15 protein-coding genes are annotated in these 15,027 nt (G+C 71.8%); 5 read left to right on the top strand and 10 right to left on the bottom strand.

The window, feature by feature from the left end:
- Both VFV89_RS04640 and VFV89_RS04635 read right to left on the bottom strand, forming a co-directional pair.
- The coding region (locus VFV89_RS04640; protein ID WP_329704737.1) for an isocitrate/isopropylmalate family dehydrogenase at window positions 1-173 on the bottom strand (173 nt) is incomplete at its 3' end.
- Window positions 174-183: 10 nt separating this feature from the next.
- Window positions 184-321 (bottom strand): hypothetical protein, encoded by a 138-nt coding sequence (locus tag VFV89_RS04635; RefSeq protein ID WP_329704736.1) that lies wholly within the window; start codon window positions 319-321, stop codon window positions 184-186.
- A gap of 391 nt (window positions 322-712) precedes the next feature.
- Between VFV89_RS04635 and VFV89_RS04630 the strand changes: the two genes are divergently transcribed.
- Window positions 713-1,282, top strand: a complete 570-nt coding sequence (locus tag VFV89_RS04630) for an O-methyltransferase (RefSeq protein ID WP_329704735.1) — start codon at window positions 713-715, stop codon at window positions 1,280-1,282.
- A gap of 45 nt (window positions 1,283-1,327) precedes the next feature.
- On the opposite strand, the gene VFV89_RS04625 is transcribed toward VFV89_RS04630, so the two are convergent.
- Complete coding sequence (locus VFV89_RS04625) at window positions 1,328-2,014, bottom strand: hypothetical protein (protein WP_329704734.1); 687 nt, start codon at window positions 2,012-2,014, stop codon at window positions 1,328-1,330.
- A gap of 61 nt (window positions 2,015-2,075) precedes the next feature.
- On the opposite strand from VFV89_RS04625, the gene VFV89_RS04620 reads away from it, so the two are divergent.
- Window positions 2,076-3,521, top strand: coding sequence for a PLP-dependent aminotransferase family protein (locus tag VFV89_RS04620; protein WP_329704733.1), 1,446 nt, complete (start codon window positions 2,076-2,078; stop codon window positions 3,519-3,521).
- Window positions 3,522-3,540: 19 nt separating this feature from the next.
- Here VFV89_RS04620 and serA read toward each other — a convergent pair whose 3' ends face one another.
- Complete coding sequence (serA, locus tag VFV89_RS04615) at window positions 3,541-5,130, bottom strand: phosphoglycerate dehydrogenase (RefSeq protein ID WP_329704732.1); 1,590 nt, start codon at window positions 5,128-5,130, stop codon at window positions 3,541-3,543.
- A gap of 189 nt (window positions 5,131-5,319) precedes the next feature.
- Between serA and VFV89_RS04610 the strand changes: the two genes are divergently transcribed.
- Entirely contained in the window at window positions 5,320-6,912 is a 1,593-nt protein-coding gene (locus tag VFV89_RS04610) for an ABC-F family ATP-binding cassette domain-containing protein (RefSeq protein WP_329704731.1), read from the top strand.
- A 34-nt stretch (window positions 6,913-6,946) separates the two neighbouring features.
- Here the strand turns inward: VFV89_RS04610 and efeB are convergent, their stop codons facing one another.
- The 4 genes from efeB to VFV89_RS04590 form a co-directional block, all read right to left on the bottom strand.
- Window positions 6,947-8,209, bottom strand: coding sequence for an iron uptake transporter deferrochelatase/peroxidase subunit (gene efeB / locus VFV89_RS04605; RefSeq protein ID WP_329704730.1), 1,263 nt, complete (start codon window positions 8,207-8,209; stop codon window positions 6,947-6,949).
- Window positions 8,209-9,465, bottom strand: a complete 1,257-nt coding sequence (efeO, locus tag VFV89_RS04600) for an iron uptake system protein EfeO (RefSeq protein ID WP_329704729.1) — start codon at window positions 9,463-9,465, stop codon at window positions 8,209-8,211. The genes efeB and efeO overlap by 1 nt, the downstream gene beginning before the upstream one ends.
- Window positions 9,466-9,594: 129 nt before the next feature.
- Window positions 9,595-11,154, bottom strand: coding sequence for an iron uptake transporter permease EfeU (gene efeU / locus VFV89_RS04595; protein ID WP_329704728.1), 1,560 nt, complete (start codon window positions 11,152-11,154; stop codon window positions 9,595-9,597).
- Between the two features lie 80 nt (window positions 11,155-11,234).
- The gene (locus tag VFV89_RS04590) at window positions 11,235-11,945 is read right to left on the bottom strand and encodes a DsbA family oxidoreductase (RefSeq protein ID WP_329704727.1); all 711 of its coding nucleotides are present in this window, start codon (window positions 11,943-11,945) and stop codon (window positions 11,235-11,237) included.
- 239 nt (window positions 11,946-12,184) lie between these two features.
- On the opposite strand from VFV89_RS04590, the gene VFV89_RS04585 reads away from it, so the two are divergent.
- Together VFV89_RS04585 and VFV89_RS04580 are read left to right on the top strand one after the other, a co-directional pair.
- Window positions 12,185-13,084 carry an ABC transporter ATP-binding protein gene (locus VFV89_RS04585; RefSeq protein WP_329704726.1) on the top strand — a complete coding sequence of 300 codons (900 nt, stop codon included), beginning with the start codon at window positions 12,185-12,187 and terminating at the stop codon, window positions 13,082-13,084.
- Window positions 13,081-13,896, top strand: coding sequence for an ABC transporter permease (locus tag VFV89_RS04580; RefSeq protein WP_329704725.1), 816 nt, complete (start codon window positions 13,081-13,083; stop codon window positions 13,894-13,896). Before VFV89_RS04585 ends, VFV89_RS04580 begins: the two co-directional genes overlap by 4 nt.
- Window positions 13,897-13,985: 89 nt before the next feature.
- On the opposite strand, the gene VFV89_RS04575 is transcribed toward VFV89_RS04580, so the two are convergent.
- Together VFV89_RS04575 and ilvC are read right to left on the bottom strand one after the other, a co-directional pair.
- A complete protein-coding gene (locus tag VFV89_RS04575; RefSeq protein WP_329704724.1) occupies window positions 13,986-14,261 on the bottom strand; it encodes a hypothetical protein in 276 nt (91 codons plus the stop codon).
- A 21-nt stretch (window positions 14,262-14,282) separates the two neighbouring features.
- A partial coding sequence (gene ilvC / locus VFV89_RS04570) for a ketol-acid reductoisomerase (protein ID WP_329704723.1) occupies window positions 14,283-15,027 on the bottom strand: 745 nt, incomplete at its 5' end.

The following is a 15,027-nucleotide window of genomic DNA, read 5'->3' as shown; positions in this document are numbered from 1 at the left end:
GTGGCGAGGTAGCGCTCGGCCCCGAGGTCGTAGCGCGTCTGCTCGAACTTCACGCCGGCCGGGGCGGCCGCGTCGAGCACCTTGAGGGCCTCGGCGGTCACCTCCGGACCGATCCCGTCGCCGCCGATGACGGCGAGCTTGACCGATCCGGCGCCTGGCTCGGTAGTCGTCACGCTCGGCAGGCTAGTTGTCGTCGTGCGGCTGGCCGCCGTTGTCCCGCAGGTCGAGCGAGGCCTGGACGGCCGCGTTGGTGTTCTCGACGCTGCGCGGGTTGTCGGGGTGGTGGCTGGACGGCCCCCAGTCCGGATACATGTCGTACATCGGAGTCTCTCCTCGTGGATCGTGCATGGATGGATGAGTCGGTCTGGCCGAGGACGCCCCGCGACGGGGACGTTCCGACTCGTGGATCGCACGAGGTGTGGACCTGCTGCCTGGCGGATCACGCGGCTGAAGCTGGTGTTCCGCGCCACGGGGGCGTCTCGACCTGAACTGGTGGAGCTCGCTGTGTCGAGCTCTGCCGGATTGAGAAGCCACGCAACGCCGACCACCGCGGCGAGGTGGCCTCTCGTCAGGCCTCGCCGCGGCGCTCGATGAGTACGAACACGCTCCGCATGGTGGTCTGATGGTAGGACGTCCGTGGATCGCACGACATCGAATTACGCAGGGTGTTCGACATGCGAGACAGCCGTATCGAGATGAAAGACTCGACATCGTGAGCCATCCGCCTGACCTCCCCCCGATCGTGAACCGCGCGTTCGACGTATCCCGCCGGGCCGGCTACGTCTCCTTCTGCCGCAACGAGACCGGCCGGCTGCTCGCGATGCTGGCCGCGACCCGCGACGGCACCATGGCCGAGTTCGGCACCGGCTGCGGCGTCGGTACGGCGTGGCTCCGCTCCGGCGTACGCGGCGAGAAGGCACGCATCGTCACCGCGGAGGTCGACCCCGGGCTCGCCAAGGCGGCGGCAGAGATCTTCCGCGACGACGACCAGGTGGAGGTGCTGGCCGCCGACTGGTCCACGCTGCTCGACCGGGGCCCCTACTCGCTGCTCTTCCTCGACTCCGGTGACCCGACCGAGGTCTCCGTGGACGCCGTCGCCGACCTGGTCGAGGACGGCGGCATCGTGGTCCTCGACGACTTCGTCCCCTGCGAGCTCTGGCCGCCGATCACCGACGGCCGGGTCGACACCCTCCGCGAGCACTGGCTGACCGACGAGCGCTTCACCGCCGTCGAGGTCATGGTCGCCTCCGACGCCTCCACGATCATCGCCACCAAGCGTTGACGTTGATTCCGGACTTCTGCCGGTCGAGTCGGGAGTTGCGCCGGTTCATTCCCCCGATTCGACCGGTAGAAGTCCGGAATCAACCTCGACGAGCCAGAACGGCAGCATGGCCTGGGTGAGCGGGCCGATGGCGAGGGCGTAGAGGACCGTGCCGAGGCCCGCGGCGCCGCCAAGGACGAGGCCGAGCACGACGACGGTGACCTCGAGGAGGGTGCGGACCAGCCGCAGCGACAGGCCGGTACGCCGGGCGAAGCCGGTCATCAGCCCGTCCCTCGGGCCTCGACCGAGCTGCGCGCCGATGTACATCGCCGTGGCCAGTCCGCACACCACGACTCCGCCGACGGTCAGCACCCCGCGCAGCCAGAGTGCACCTGGCTGGTCGAGGTAGTGCAGGAACACGTCCGCGGAGACGCCGATGACGATCGCGTTGGAGATCGTCCCGATGCCGGGGAGCTCGCGCAGCGGGATCCACAGAAGCATCACCAGGAAGCTGACGATGACCAGCGCCTCGCCGAGCGTGATCGGGAGGTGCTCGGCCAGCCCGGAATGCAGGACGTCCCAGGGCGCGTTGCCGAGATGGGCAGTCACCATCATCGCGATGGACAGCCCGTAGAGCACCAGCCCGGCGTACAGCTGCGGGAGCCGGCGAGCCAGCCGGCCGGCGCGCAGCTGGGCGATCGGCCCGAGGTCGGTCAGGACCCGCGGGGTGCTCGGGACGACGGTGCTGGCCACCGCTCCATGATCCGGCCAAGTGGCCTTCCTATAAATAGCCAATTGTGCGAAGGTGGCCTGCATGGACCGTGCCATCACCGCCCGCCGGGTGGCCACCCTGGCCGCCGACTTCGACCGGAGCCCGGCCTACGCGGGGCTCGCCGATGCGCTGGTGCTGCTGATCGGCGACGGCCGGATCCCGGTCGGGACGCGGCTGCCGAGCGAGCGCGAGCTGACCGAGGCGCTGGGGGTATCCCGGACCACCGTGACCAGGGCCTACGCGAGCGTCCGCGATGCCGGGTACGCCGAGGCGCGCCAGGGCTCGGGCACCTACACGCGGGTGCCGGGCGGCCCGGCGCGCGCGCACGACCGGGCGCTGCTCCCCCGCCAGAGCGACCGGGCCGCGATCGACCTCAACTGCGCGGCGCCCTTCGCCCCGCCGCAGATCGCCTCGGCCTACGCCGAGGCGGCCACCCGGCTGCCGGCCTACCTCGGCGGCCACGGCTACTTCCCGGCCGGGATGCCCGAGCTCCAGGCCGCCATCGCCGCGACGTACGACGCGCGCGGGTTGCCCACCGACCCGGCCCAGGTGATGGTCACGCCGGGTGCGCTGTCCGGGGTCTCGATCGTGGCGCAGGCGCTGGCCGGCCGTGGCGACCGGGTCCTGGTGGACAGCCCCGGCTACCCCAACGCGGCCGAGCGGGTGCGCAACGCCGGTGCGCGGCTGGCCACGACCGAGGTGGACCCGGACGGCTGGGACCTCGACGCGACCATGGCCCGGGTGCGCCAGGTCGCGCCGCGGCTCGCCTACCTGATCCCCGACTTCCAGAACCCGACCGGCCTGCTGATGTCGGACGAGGAGCGGGAGCGGTACGCCGCCGAGCTCCGCCGGGCCCACGTGACCGCCATCGTCGATGAGTCCCACCAGCAGCTCGCGCTCGACGGACAGGAGATGCCACGGCCGTTCGCGGCGTACGCCCCGGACGCGATCAGCGTCGGCAGCGTCAGCAAGTCGTTCTGGGGCGGGCTGCGGGTCGGCTGGGTGCGGGCACCGCTCGACCAGATGGACCGGCTCACCAGCGCCCGGGTGACCCTCGACCTCGGCGTACCGGTGATGGAGCAGCTCGCGACCGTCCGCCTCCTCGACGACCCCGCCGCCACCCTCGACCAGCACCGCGCCCGGCTGCGTGAGCAGCGCGACGCGCTCGTCGCCGCCCTGCACTGTGCCCTGCCCGACTGGACCTTCCGCATCCCCGGCGGCGGGCTCTCACTGTGGTGCGAGCTGCCCGGCCCGGGCCGCGGGCTCGGGATCGCGGTGACCGACGAGGCCGAGCGCAATGGGGTGATCGTGGCCCCCGGTCCGGTCTTCGCGCCCGACGGCGGCCTCGACCGGTTCGTGCGGATCCCCTACACCCGTCGGGTCGAGGAGCTCGAGCGGGCGGTGGCCGCCATCGCCGACGCCTGGGCGGTGGTCAGCGCCCGGCAGACGACCGCGAGCCGGGGCCGCGGACGAGTGATGGTCGCCTGACCTTCGAGGAGACAGCCTCCTAGACCAGGTCGGCCGCGCGCACCCGCACCGCGTCGATGGCGTTCTCGATCTCGAGCAGCGTGTCCGGGGGGATGGCCGAGTCCACCGACAGGGCCACCAGGGCCAGGCCGCCCTTGGAGTCGCGGGAGACCTGCATGCCGGCGATGTTGACGCCGGCCGCGCCGAGGATGCCGCCGACGGTGCCGACCATGCCCGGCCGGTCCTCGTAGCTGAGGAACGCGAGGTGCTCGGTGGGCTCGAGGTCGACGTCGAAGCCGTTGACCTCGACCAGCCGCTCGCGCTGGTGGATGCCGATCATGGTGCCGCTGACCGAGACCTGGTCGCCGTCGGCCAGCGTGCCGCGGATGGTGATCAGGTTGCGGTGGTCGGGACTCTCGGGGTCGACGACGAGGCGTACGGCGGTGCCGCGCTCGGCCGCGAGGAGCGGTGCGTTCACATAGGAGACCTGGTCCTCGACGATGTCGGTGAAGATGCCCTTGAGCGCGGCCAGCTCCAGCACCTTGACGTCGTAGTCGGTGATCTCCCCGCGCACCTCGACGTCGACCTGCTGGGCGACCTCGCCGGCCAGCGCGGTGAAGATCCGGCCCAGCTTCTCGGTGAGCGGGATGCCGGGCCGCACGTCCTCGGCGATGACCCCGCCCTGGACGTTGACCGCGTCGGGCACCAGCTCGCCGGAGAGCGCGAGCCGGACCGAGCGGGCCACCGCCAGCCCGGCCTTCTCCTGAGCCTCGTCGGTCGAGGCGCCCAGGTGCGGGGTGGCGACGACGTTCTCGAGCTCGAACAGCGGGCTGTCCGTGCACGGCTCCTTGGCGAACACGTCCACCCCGGCCGCGGCGATCCGGCCCTCCTTGAGGGCGGCGTAGAGCGCCTGCTCGTCCACGATCCCGCCGCGCGCTGCGTTGACCAGCACGAGGTGGGGGCGGACCTTGTGCAGCTCCGCGTCGCCGATCAGCCCGATGGTCTCCGGCGTCTTCGGCAGGTGCACCGACATGAAGTCCGACTCGCTCAGCAGCGTCTCCAGGTCGACCAGGCGGACCCCCATCTGGGCGGCGCGGCCGGCCTGCACGTAGGGGTCGTAGGCGATCACGTTCATGCCGAACGCCGCGAGCCGGTGGGCCACGAGCACACCGATCCGGCCGAGCCCCACGATGCCGGCGGTCTTCTCGAACAGCTCGATGCCGGTGTACTTCGACCGCTTCCACTCCCCCTGGCGCAGCGCCGCGTTGGCCGGACTGATGTGCCGCGCGGCGGCCAGCATCAGCGCGACGGCCAGCTCGGCGGCCGAGACGATGTTGGACGTCGGCGCGTTGACGACCATCACGCCGGACTGCGTGGCCGCGCGCACGTCGACGTTGTCGAGTCCGACCCCGGCGCGGGCCACGACCTTGAGCCTCGTCGCGACGGCCAGGGCCTCGGCGTCCACGGTGGTGGCGCTGCGGACCAGCAGCGCCTGGGCCTCGGGGAGCGCGGCCAGCAGCTCGCCGCGGTCGCTGCCGTTGCAGAACCGGACCTCGAAGTCGGGGCCGAGCTCCTCGATCGTGGCCGGGCTGAGCTCCTCGGCGATGAGGACCACGGGCTTGTCTGTCACAGCGCTTCCTCGCGGGTCGGACCCTGTCGGATCAGGAGGGGACACGCACGACGCTGTGCGGCCGTTCACACTACCCCGCCGCCCGCAATCGAGGTGCGACTCTCCAGCGGCTCACCTATTGTGGCGATCGTGGAGTGAACCGGTGCCGCCCTGACCGCCCTGTGCAACGCGCAGCCCAGAGGAGCCACCGTGCCTGCCCCGACCCACTCCGTCCTGTCCTTCTCCCGCGTCGGCCTGACCCGGCCCGACGGCGCCGTCGTCTTCGACGGCCTCGACCTGCTGGTCCCATCCGGCCGCTCGGGGCTGGTCGGCGCGAACGGCTCGGGCAAGTCCACGCTGCTCAAGCTGGCGGCCGGCGTGCTCCGGCCCTCGTCCGGCTCGGTCTCGGTCGCGGGCGAGGTCGGCTACCTGCCGCAGGACCTCACCCTCGACCGGTCCTCCCGTGTCGATGACGTGCTCGGCATCGGCACGCCGCTGCGGGCGCTGCGCCGCCTCGAGGCCGGCTCTGGCGGCACCGCCGACATCGCGGCCGACCTCGAGGCCGTCGGCGACCAGTGGGACGTCGAGGAGCGGACACTGGCCGAGCTCGACCGGCTCGGCCTGCCGGCCTCGGTCCTCGACCGTCGGCTCGGCGAGCTCTCCGGCGGCGAGGTGGTCCGGCTCGGGCTGGCCCGGCTGCTGCTCCGGCGTCCCGACGTGCTGCTGCTCGACGAGCCGACCAACAACCTGGACGCCGCGGCCCGCTCGCGCCTCCACGACGTGCTCGGCTCGTGGCCGCGGACCCTCCTCGTCGTCAGCCACGACCGGGAGCTCCTCGAGCGGGTCGAGCGGATCGGTGAGCTCCGCGACGGCGCGGTGCGCTGGTACGGCGGCGGCTTCTCGTCGTACGCCGCCCAGGTCGCGGCCGAGCAGGAGGCCGCCGAGCAGGCGGTCACCGCCGCCCGGGCCGACGTACGCCGTCAGCAGGTGGACCGGCGGGAGGCGGAGCGGTTGATCGCCCAGCGCAAGAGGCAAGGCGCCCGCAACGCGGTCCGCACCAACATGGACAAGGCCGCCCAGCACTTCTGGCAGAACCGGTCGGAGAAGCACGCGTCGTCCTACCGCAAGGTGCACGAGGAGCGGCTCGACGCGGCCAGGGACCGGCTCGGCGAGGCCGAGGCGCGGCTGCGCGACGACCGCACCATCCGCGTCGACCTGCCCGCCACGGAGGTCCCGCGCGGCCGGGTCGTGCTGACCACGGAGCACCTGGTGATCCGCGCCGGTGCCGCCGTCGAGCTCGACCTGCGCGGCCCCGACCGGGTCGCGGTCAGCGGACCCAACGGCGCGGGCAAGACGACGCTCCTCGACACGATCATGGGCTCCGTGCCGGCGCAGTCGGGCTCGGTCCGGACCCACGTGCCGATCGCCCTGCTCCCCCAGCGGCTCGACGTCCTCGACCCCGCGCTGTCGGTCGTCGACAACGTCGCGCTCCGCGCCCCCGGCGTCGAGCACAATGCGGTCCGCGCCCAGCTGGCCCGGTTCCTGTTCCGCGGGGCGGCCGCGGAGCAGCTGGTCGGGACCCTGTCGGGCGGTGAGCGGTTCCGCGCGACCTTGGCTGCCCTGCTGCTCGCGGACCCGGCCCCGCAGCTCCTGCTGCTCGACGAGCCGACCAACAACCTCGACCTGGCGTCGTACGACGCACTCGTGTCGGCGCTGGCGTCCTACCGCGGCGCGCTGCTCGTGGTCAGCCACGACCGAGGCTTCCTCGAGGAGGTCGGTGTGGATCGGTTCGTCGAGCTCTGAACGCGCCGGGGCCGAAGCTCGCGGGGGTAGACAGTCACGCGAACAGCTCCTGGGCGAGGTAGCCGCCCTTCTCCGGGGCGGGCGGCACGGCGAAGATGCCGGAGCCGATGTGGGCGATGTACTCGTTCAACGCATCCGAGCGGCCGAGCCTGGTCTGCAGCCGGACGAAGTGGTCAGGGTCGTTCATGTACGCGACGAACAGCAGCCCCGCGTCGAGCTGCCCGACCTCGTTGATGCCGTCGGTGAAGTTGTAGCCACGACGGAAGATGCGCACACCGTTGTTGTTCTCGGGAGCGGCGAGGGCGACGTGCGAGGTGGGGTCGATGACCGTCTTGCCGGTGTCGTCGGTGGCCGAGAAGTCCGGGGTGTCGAACTCGTCCTTGCCGGTGAGCGGTGCGCCGTCCTGCTTGAACCGGCCGAAGATCCGCTGCTGGTCGGCCACGTCGTCGGAGTCCCAGATCTCGATGTCCATGCGGATCTTGCGGGCCACCTGGTAGGTGCCACCGCCGTTCATCCAGTCGACGTCGCCGTCGACCCAGACGAACTCGTCGAGGTCCGCGGGCTCCTTGATGTTGCGGGTGCCGTCCTTGAAGCCCATCAGGTTGCGCGGCGTCGACTGGCCCGGGCCGGCCGACGCTCGGCCGAAGCCGAGGACGACCCAGCGGGTGTTGACGACCCCCCGGCCCATCCGGGCCAGGTCCCGGACCGCGTGGTAGGCGACCTGCGGGTCGTCCGCGCACGCCTGGACCGACAGGTCGCCGCCGGTCAGCTCGGGACGGAGCTGGTCACTGGGCAGGGCGGGGAGGTCGGCGAGCAGCTTCGGCCTCCGGTCGGCCAGCCCGAAGCGCTCGTCGAAGACGCCCGGGCCGAGCCCCACCGTGACGGTGAGGGAGGAAGGGCCGAGGTCGAGGGCCTCGCCGGTGTCCCCGGCCACCGCACCGGCCCGGTCGGGCGCCACCGTGCCCACCGGCTCCCCGGCCATGCACTGGGCGATGGCCGCCGACCAGCGCGCCATCAGGACCTGCAGCTCCTGGGTCGTCGACGCGGTGATGTCGAAGGTCATGAAGACGCAGTAGCGCTGCTGGGGGGTGTCGATGCCGGCCTGGTGCGCGCCGGTGTAGAAGTCGACGCTCCGGCCGAGGTCCACGGCATCGAGCCCCACGGTCGGAGCCGCGGCTGACCTGCTGTCGTCGGTCAGCCGGCCGACCCCGAAGCCCGCCCCGAAGCCGGCCGCGGCGACGCCCGCGCCGGCGCCTCCGAGGAGGCGCCGGCGGGAGAGGCCGTGCTGGGGTGCCATCAGGCAGTGGCCACCTTCTCGGCCAGGCGGGACAGCGAGTCCTGGAGGGCTTGGACGGTCTGGCTCAGGTGGTTGGCGTCGGTCTTGCGCAGCTCGGGCGTGTAGCGCCGGTAACCGCCGAGCTCGTCGGCGTCGCGGTAGGTGTCGAGCAGTGCGGTGACGTCGTCGAACCGCTGCGCGATCGTCGCGGTGAGGGTGCCGTCGATCTGCTCGAGCCCGGGCTTGAGGTAGGCGAAGGACTGCTCGGCCCCCTCCACGTTGCCGGCGAAGTCGACGAGGTCGATGTGGCTGAACTCCTCCTCTTCGCCGCTGATCTTGTTGGCCTGGACCTCCTCGAGCAGGCCGGCGGCACCGTTGGCGAGGTCCTCCGGCTTGTAGGTCAGGGTCTTGGCGAGCGCGCTCAGCCTGGTGACGTTGGCGCTCAGCTCAGCGGCCAGCCGCTTGGTCGAGCCGGTGATCGTCTGGCGGCCGAACAGGTCCCGCTCGACGGCGTGGAAGCCGTGCCAGCCGACGTCGGGGTCGAGGTTCGAGGCGCGCATGTCGATCAGGTAGTCGAGGTTGCCGTGGTTGTCGGTGGGCTCGAACCCGTCGAGCACGAAGCCCTCGACGTCGGACTCGATGCGCTCGTAGTGGATGCGGGCGTTGGCGTAGGCCTTCTGCGCGGCGGCCACGTCACCGCTCTCGACCGCGGCCTGGAGCGCCTGGGCGCCCTGCCCCATCGAGGCGACCTCGTCGTCGACGTACGTCGCGTAGTCGCTGGCGCCGTGCTGCAGGGCCTGCTGGGTGTCGCCGACCGGCTCGGTCGCCGCCTCGCCGGTGACCTTGAGGTCGACCAGCTCGGGCTCGGCGCCCGGGCAGTAGACCTGGTAGTCGCCGCCGCCCAGCGTGAGCGTGAAGCTGACCGGGTCGAGGCCGGGGGCGAGGTTCTCCTTCTCGCCCAGGATCTTCTGGTCGCTGAGCAGCTCGACCTCGGTGATCCCGGTCGCGCTCCGGTTGGTGATCGTGAACGTGACCGGGCCGGCGGCCACCGAGTCGGTGTCCAGCGTGCAGGTGTCGCTGCCGCCGTCGTTGGCCATCGTGACGTTCAGCTTCGCAGCGCCGCCGGTGCCGGCGGCCTCGGCCGTGGCGCCCGGGCCGGCGTCCTTGCCCGACGAGCTCGGGCTGCCGGAGTCGTCGCTGCCACAGCCGGCGATGGCGGCGGCAGCCAGGACGGCGAGCGCGCCGGCGCCGGTCCGGCGACGGGAGAGGGTTCGCATGGGTCGGTCCTTCTTTTGCTCGGTCGGATCTCGATCGGATCTCGGTCGGATCCCGGTCAGGCGGATCAGCGGGGAGTCGAATGGCTGAGTGCATGCTCAGTGCACGCTCGGTGCACGCTCGGTGCACGCTCAGTGCACGGCCGGGGCCCGGATCCGGCCCCGCTCGGACGTGCGCACCGCGTCGGTGCGGGTCGCCGGTGGCGCGGTCGCGCGCCGGCGTACGTCCTGGGCGGCCAGTGCCGCCGCGGCGACGAGCAGGAGGCCGGGGAACCAGTACTTCCACAGCTCGCGGTCGCCGCGCGTGCGGTTGCCGGCGAGGACGGCGCTCGCGACCTGGGCCACGTGGGCGCGGGTGACCGCGAGCTCGGCACCGCCTGAGTCGACACTGAAGACCCGGGGCGACTCCAGCCCGCCTCCGCTCACCGTCAGCACCAGCTTGGCCCGGCCGTGCGCGTCCACGAGCCCGCCGTCCCGGGTGAGGACGGTGCCGGTGACCCGGTCGTCCCACGCAGCGTCGTAGGGGCCGGGCGCGCGGTTGATGTCGAGGCCGACCGGGATCTTGTGGCCGGTGTAGGCCAGCAGCGTCGCGAGGTCCAGGGTCGCCGGGAGGTCCGTGTTCGCTGACTCCAGCGTCCACGAGGTGTCCGCGCCGGAGGACGCGGTGCTTGTTGGCCGCACCAGCGCCCAGGTCGTCGTGGCCGTACCGGTCTGCGTGGTCAGCGTGCCCCGGTCACCGCTGACCGCGACCCGGGCGGTGCCGCCGCCGTCGAGCGGGGCGTCCGCGGCCACGGCGGTCGAGGGCACCGGTACGACGAGGAACAGCGACAACGCGCCCGCGGCCAGCACGCCGGCCCCGGCCCGCCGGGCCACGGTCACGCCGCGCGCGGACAGCCGCCAGGCGGCCGGCCACAGCGTGATGGCGAGCACCGGCACCAGGTAGCAGGCCCAGCCGAGCAGCTCGACCTGGCGCGGGTCGCGCGGCATGCCGAGCACGCCGCTGATCAGGGCGGTACGGACCGCGCCGGGCGGGGCGAGCCACGAGAGGTCGACCGTGGTCCCCTGGCCGAAGCCGATCCACCCGGCCTCCTGGGCGGTGCGCAGCGAGGTGAGCACCAGCCCGGCCGCGACGAAGACCAGGAAGACGCCGGTGATCTTGAAGAACCGGGCCAGGTTGAGCCGGACGCCGCCCTTGTAGATGCCGTAGCCGATCGCGATCGCGACGAGGATGCCGAGGACGGCCCCGCCGGCGGAGGTGGCCGGGCTGGACGACGCCTGGAACGTGCTGAGCAGGAACACCGAGGTCTCGAACCCCTCGCGCAGCACCGCGAGGAAGACCATGACGACCAGCGCGGTGGTGGTGTTGTGCCGCAGGGCGGCCTCGGCAGCGCCCTCGAGCTCACGCTTCATGAACCGCGCGTGCTTGCGCATCCAGAGGATCATCCCGGTGACGAAGAAGACCGCGACGAAGCCGATGACGGTCTCCATCCCCTCCTGCTCGCGCTGCGGGAGGCTCTGGTTGACGACCTGGAGCGCGACGCCGACCCCGATGCTCAGGGCCACCGCCGCGAGGGCGCCGATCCACATGGCCCGCAGGCTCTGGCCGTTGCGGCGCAGGAAGGTCGCGATGATCGACACGATCAGCACGGCCTCGAGTCCTTCACGGAGGCCGATCACGAAGGTCGGCAGCACGGTCGAAGACTGTACGCCGCCAACTTAGGGTTGGCTAACCTAAGTGAGGTTTACCTCACTTCGGGGAGCCTGGCCCGGACTCAGATCGGGCAGCCGTCCGGCCCGCAGGCTTCGGCGCCCGCTCCCCCGACCAGCTCGATCGACGGGTGGCTGTCGGCCCACGCACGGTCGAGCAGCTGGCCGAAGACCTCGGTGGGCTGCGCCCCGGAGACGGCGTACCTCCGGTCGACGACGAAGAACGGCACGCCGGTCGCGCCGTACGCCCGGGCCTGGGCGATGTCGGCGTGCACCGCGTCGGTGAACGCGTCGCTCTCCAGCACCTCGTCGACGCGCGCCGGGTCGAGGCCGGCCTCGACGGCGACCTTGCGGAGCACGTCGTGGTCGCCCATGTTCTCGCCCCGGAGGAAGTACGCCGCGAGCAGTGCCTCCTTCAGGTCGGCCTGTCGCGACGGCCCGCCCTCGGCCAGGGCCAGGTGGAGGAGCCGGTGTGCGTCGACGGTCCTCGCGTGCGGGGCGTCGGCGTGGTTGAACGTGAGCCCCGCCGCGGCGGCCACGCCGTCCGCGCGCTTCATCAGCTCCCGGGCACCGGCCACGTCGGTGCCGAACTTGCGCGCCAGCGACTCCACGGTCGTCTCGACCGGCACCTCCGGCGTCGTCGGGTCGAGCTCGAAGGAGCGGAAGAGCACCTCGACGTCGTCGCGGTGCTCGAACCCGTCGAGTGCCGCCTCCAGGTGGCGCTTCCCGATGTAGCACCACGGGCAGACGACGTCGGACCAGATCTCGATGCGCACGGAGTTCCAACGCCTCCTGCCCGGCGTTGATTCCGGACATCTGCCGGTTGGATCCGGACATCCGCCGCACCTGACCGGCGAAACTCCCGAGTCAACCGGCGGAACTCCCGAGTCAACCGGCGGAAGTCCGGAATCAACGGGCCGGGGTCACCCCTGAGACTCCCTCAGGGTCGGACAGGGGGTTGCTGGGGACCGCTCCCCGATGCGGGCGACCCCTTCCTGACGGGAGCGTTGCACCCATGATCGAAGTCACCGCACTCACCAGGACGTACGGCGGTCTGCGGGCCGTGGACGACGTCACCTTCGCCGCCCAGCCGGGCCGCGTGACCGGGTTCCTCGGTCCGAACGGCGCCGGGAAGTCGACCACCATGCGCGTCATGGTCGGGCTGACCCCGGCGACGTCCGGCACCGCGACCGTGCTCGGCCGGAAGTACGCCGACCTCCCCAACCCCGGCCGCGAGGTGGGCGTCCTGCTCGACGCCTCCGCCCAGCACGCCGGCCGCACCGGTCGGGAGACCCTCAAGGTCGCCGCGCGCACCATGGGGCTGTCGATGGCGAAGGTCGACCAGATGCTCGAGACCGTCTCCCTCACGCCCAAGGAGGCCGAGCGCCGGGTCAAGAACTACTCCCTCGGCATGCGCCAGCGGCTCGGCATCGCCACCGCGCTGATCGGCGACCCGGAGGTGCTGATCCTCGACGAGCCGGCCAACGGCCTGGACCCGGCCGGCATCCGGTGGATGCGCGACCTGCTCCGCGGCTTCGCGAACCAGGGCGGCACCGTCCTGCTCTCCTCGCACCTGCTGCACGAGATCGAGGTCATCGCCGACGACCTGGTCGTGATCGGCAACGGGAAGATCGTCGCCCAGGGCACCAAGGCCGAGCTGCTGGCCACCGCCGGCACCCTGGTCCGCTCCAGCGCCATCGGCGAGCTGGCCCGCGCGCTGGCGGAGAACGGCATCCACGCCGTCGCCTCCGGCCCGCACGGCCTGCGCGCCGAGGCCGACGCCGACCAGGTCGGCAAGGTCGCGCTCGCGGCCGGCGTACCCCTCACCGAGCTGCGCGCCGCCGACGGCGCCGGCCTCGAGGAGATGTTCCTCGAGCTCACCGCAGAGACCTCACGAGAAGGAGCAGCGGCATGACCACCGCCACCACCACTGGCATCGAGCGCACCGCCGCGCACGCCGCTGCGCGGACCGCTCCTGCCCCGATCCCGTTCACCCGGCTGCTCCGCGTCGAGCTGATCAAGATGTTCAACACCCGGGCCGGCTTCTGGCTCATGGCGAGCATCGCCGCGAGCGCCCTGATCGCGACCGTGTGCGTGATCGCGTTCGCCCCCGACAGCGCGCTGAACTACGACAACTTCGGCGCGGCCATCGGGATCCCGATGACCCTGCTGCTGCCGGTGATGGCGATCCTCTCCGTCACCAGCGAGTGGAGCCAGCGCAGTGGGCTCACCACCTTCACCCTGGTCCCCCACCGCGGCCGGGTGATCTGGGCCAAGATGCTGGTCTCGATGGCGCTGGGCGCGGTGTCCATCGCGGTCGCCCTCGCCATCGGCGCGCTCGGCAACCTCGTCGGTACGGCGATCGCCGGTGTCGACCCGGTCTGGGACATCCCTGCCTCGCAGATGGGCTACCTGGTCCTCGCCAACGTGCTGAACCTGCTCATCGGCTTCATGCTCGGCGTGCTGATCCGCAACTCCCCCGGCGCGATCGTGGGCTTCGTCGTCTACGGCTTCGTGCTGCCGACCCTCTCGATGCTCCTGGCGAACTTCCAGCACTGGTGGGAGCGGGCCCAGCCGTGGCTCGACTTCAACTACGCGCAGGGGCAGCTGTACGACGGCGGGCTCACTGGCAACGACTGGGCGCAGCTGGGGGTCTCCGGCCTGATCTGGCTGGTCATCCCCCTGACCGTCGGCCTGGCGATGGTGATGCGGTCCGAGGTCAAGTAGGGCCTCGGGAACGGCGCCAGGCCGCATGACGAGGACCCCCGGGAGGGCACACTCCCGGGGGTACTCGGTCGTCATCCACCTCAGCCCCCTCAGTCGAAGGCTTCCGGGTCGGGCTCCCGCACCCGGCGGCCGCGCGGAGCGGCGTGCGCCTCCTCGCCGAGCGGGAGCTGCCACGAGGCCTGCTCCCAGACCCGCACCCACGTCACCGCCGCCGAGCCGGAGCCGGTCGTCTCGGCCTCGAGCACCAGGATCCCGTCGCGGAGCGAGGCGTACTCGACCCACGGCAGCTCGATCCGCCGGCCACCGACGACGACGACGAACACCGCCCCCTCGACACCACTGAACCCCGCCTCCAGGATCTCCATGCCAGTAGTGTCGGTCGCCGGTCAGCCCCGCGCAGACGAACCCTCGACGTAGTCGGAGTCGTGGGACTTCACCCAGGCCATCAGCTTGCGGAGCTCGCGGCCGGTCTTCTCGATCGGGTGCTGCTCGGCCTGCTCGCGGAACTTGTTGAACTCCGGGGCGCCGGCGTCCTGGTCGGCGATGAACCGCTGCGCGAACGAGCCGTCCTTGATCTCGGCCAGGATCTGCTTCATGTTCTCCTTCACGTGCTCGTCGATGACGCGCGGGCCGGAGACGTAGTCGCCGTACTCCGCGGTGTCGGAGACCGACCAGCGCTGCTTGGCGATGCCGCCCTCGTACATCAGGTCGACGATCAGCTTCAGCTCGTGCAAGCACTCGAAGTACGCGACCTCGGGCTGGTAGCCGGCCTCGATCAGCGTCTCGAAGCCGTACTGCACCAGCTGCGACGCTCCGCCGCAGAGCACCGCCTGCTCACCGAACAGGTCGGTCTCGCACTCCTCGGTGAACGTGGTCTTGATGCCGCCGGCACGGAGGCCGCCGATCCCCTTGGCGTAGGACAGCGCCAGGTCCCAGGCCTTGCCGGTGGCGTCCTTCTCGACCGCGACCAGCACCGGGACGCCCCGGCCCTCGGTGTACTCGCGGCGGACCAGGTGGCCGGGTCCCTTGGGCGCGACCATCGCGACGTCGACACCGTCCGGCGGGGTGATCAGTCCGTACCGGATGTTGAAGCCGTGGCCGAAGAACAGGGCGTCACCCGGCACCAGGCTC

The sequence above is a fragment of the Nocardioides sp. genome (assembly GCF_036274455.1).
GTDB lineage: Bacteria > Actinomycetota > Actinomycetes > Propionibacteriales > Nocardioidaceae > Nocardioides.
Note: the sequence above shows the minus strand (reverse complement) of the source record. Positions and strands in the feature narration are given on the sequence as shown.

Bases quoted from the DNA above. Each gene is read 5' to 3' on its own strand.
- VFV89_RS04635 (WP_329704736.1), bottom strand. From the start codon at position 321: ATGTACGACATGTATCCGGACTGGGGGCCGTCCAGCCACCACCCCGAC.
- VFV89_RS04620 (WP_329704733.1), top strand. From the start codon at position 2,076: ATGGACCGTGCCATCACCGCCCGCCGGGTGGCCACCCTGGCCGCCGAC.
- efeB (WP_329704730.1), bottom strand. From the start codon at position 8,209: ATGGCACCCCAGCACGGCCTCTCCCGCCGGCGCCTCCTCGGAGGCGCC.
- efeO (WP_329704729.1), bottom strand. From the start codon at position 9,465: ATGCGAACCCTCTCCCGTCGCCGGACCGGCGCCGGCGCGCTCGCCGTC.
- VFV89_RS04585 (WP_329704726.1), top strand. From the start codon at position 12,185: ATGATCGAAGTCACCGCACTCACCAGGACGTACGGCGGTCTGCGGGCC.
- VFV89_RS04580 (WP_329704725.1), top strand. From the start codon at position 13,081: ATGACCACCGCCACCACCACTGGCATCGAGCGCACCGCCGCGCACGCC.
- VFV89_RS04575 (WP_329704724.1), bottom strand. From the start codon at position 14,261: ATGGAGATCCTGGAGGCGGGGTTCAGTGGTGTCGAGGGGGCGGTGTTC.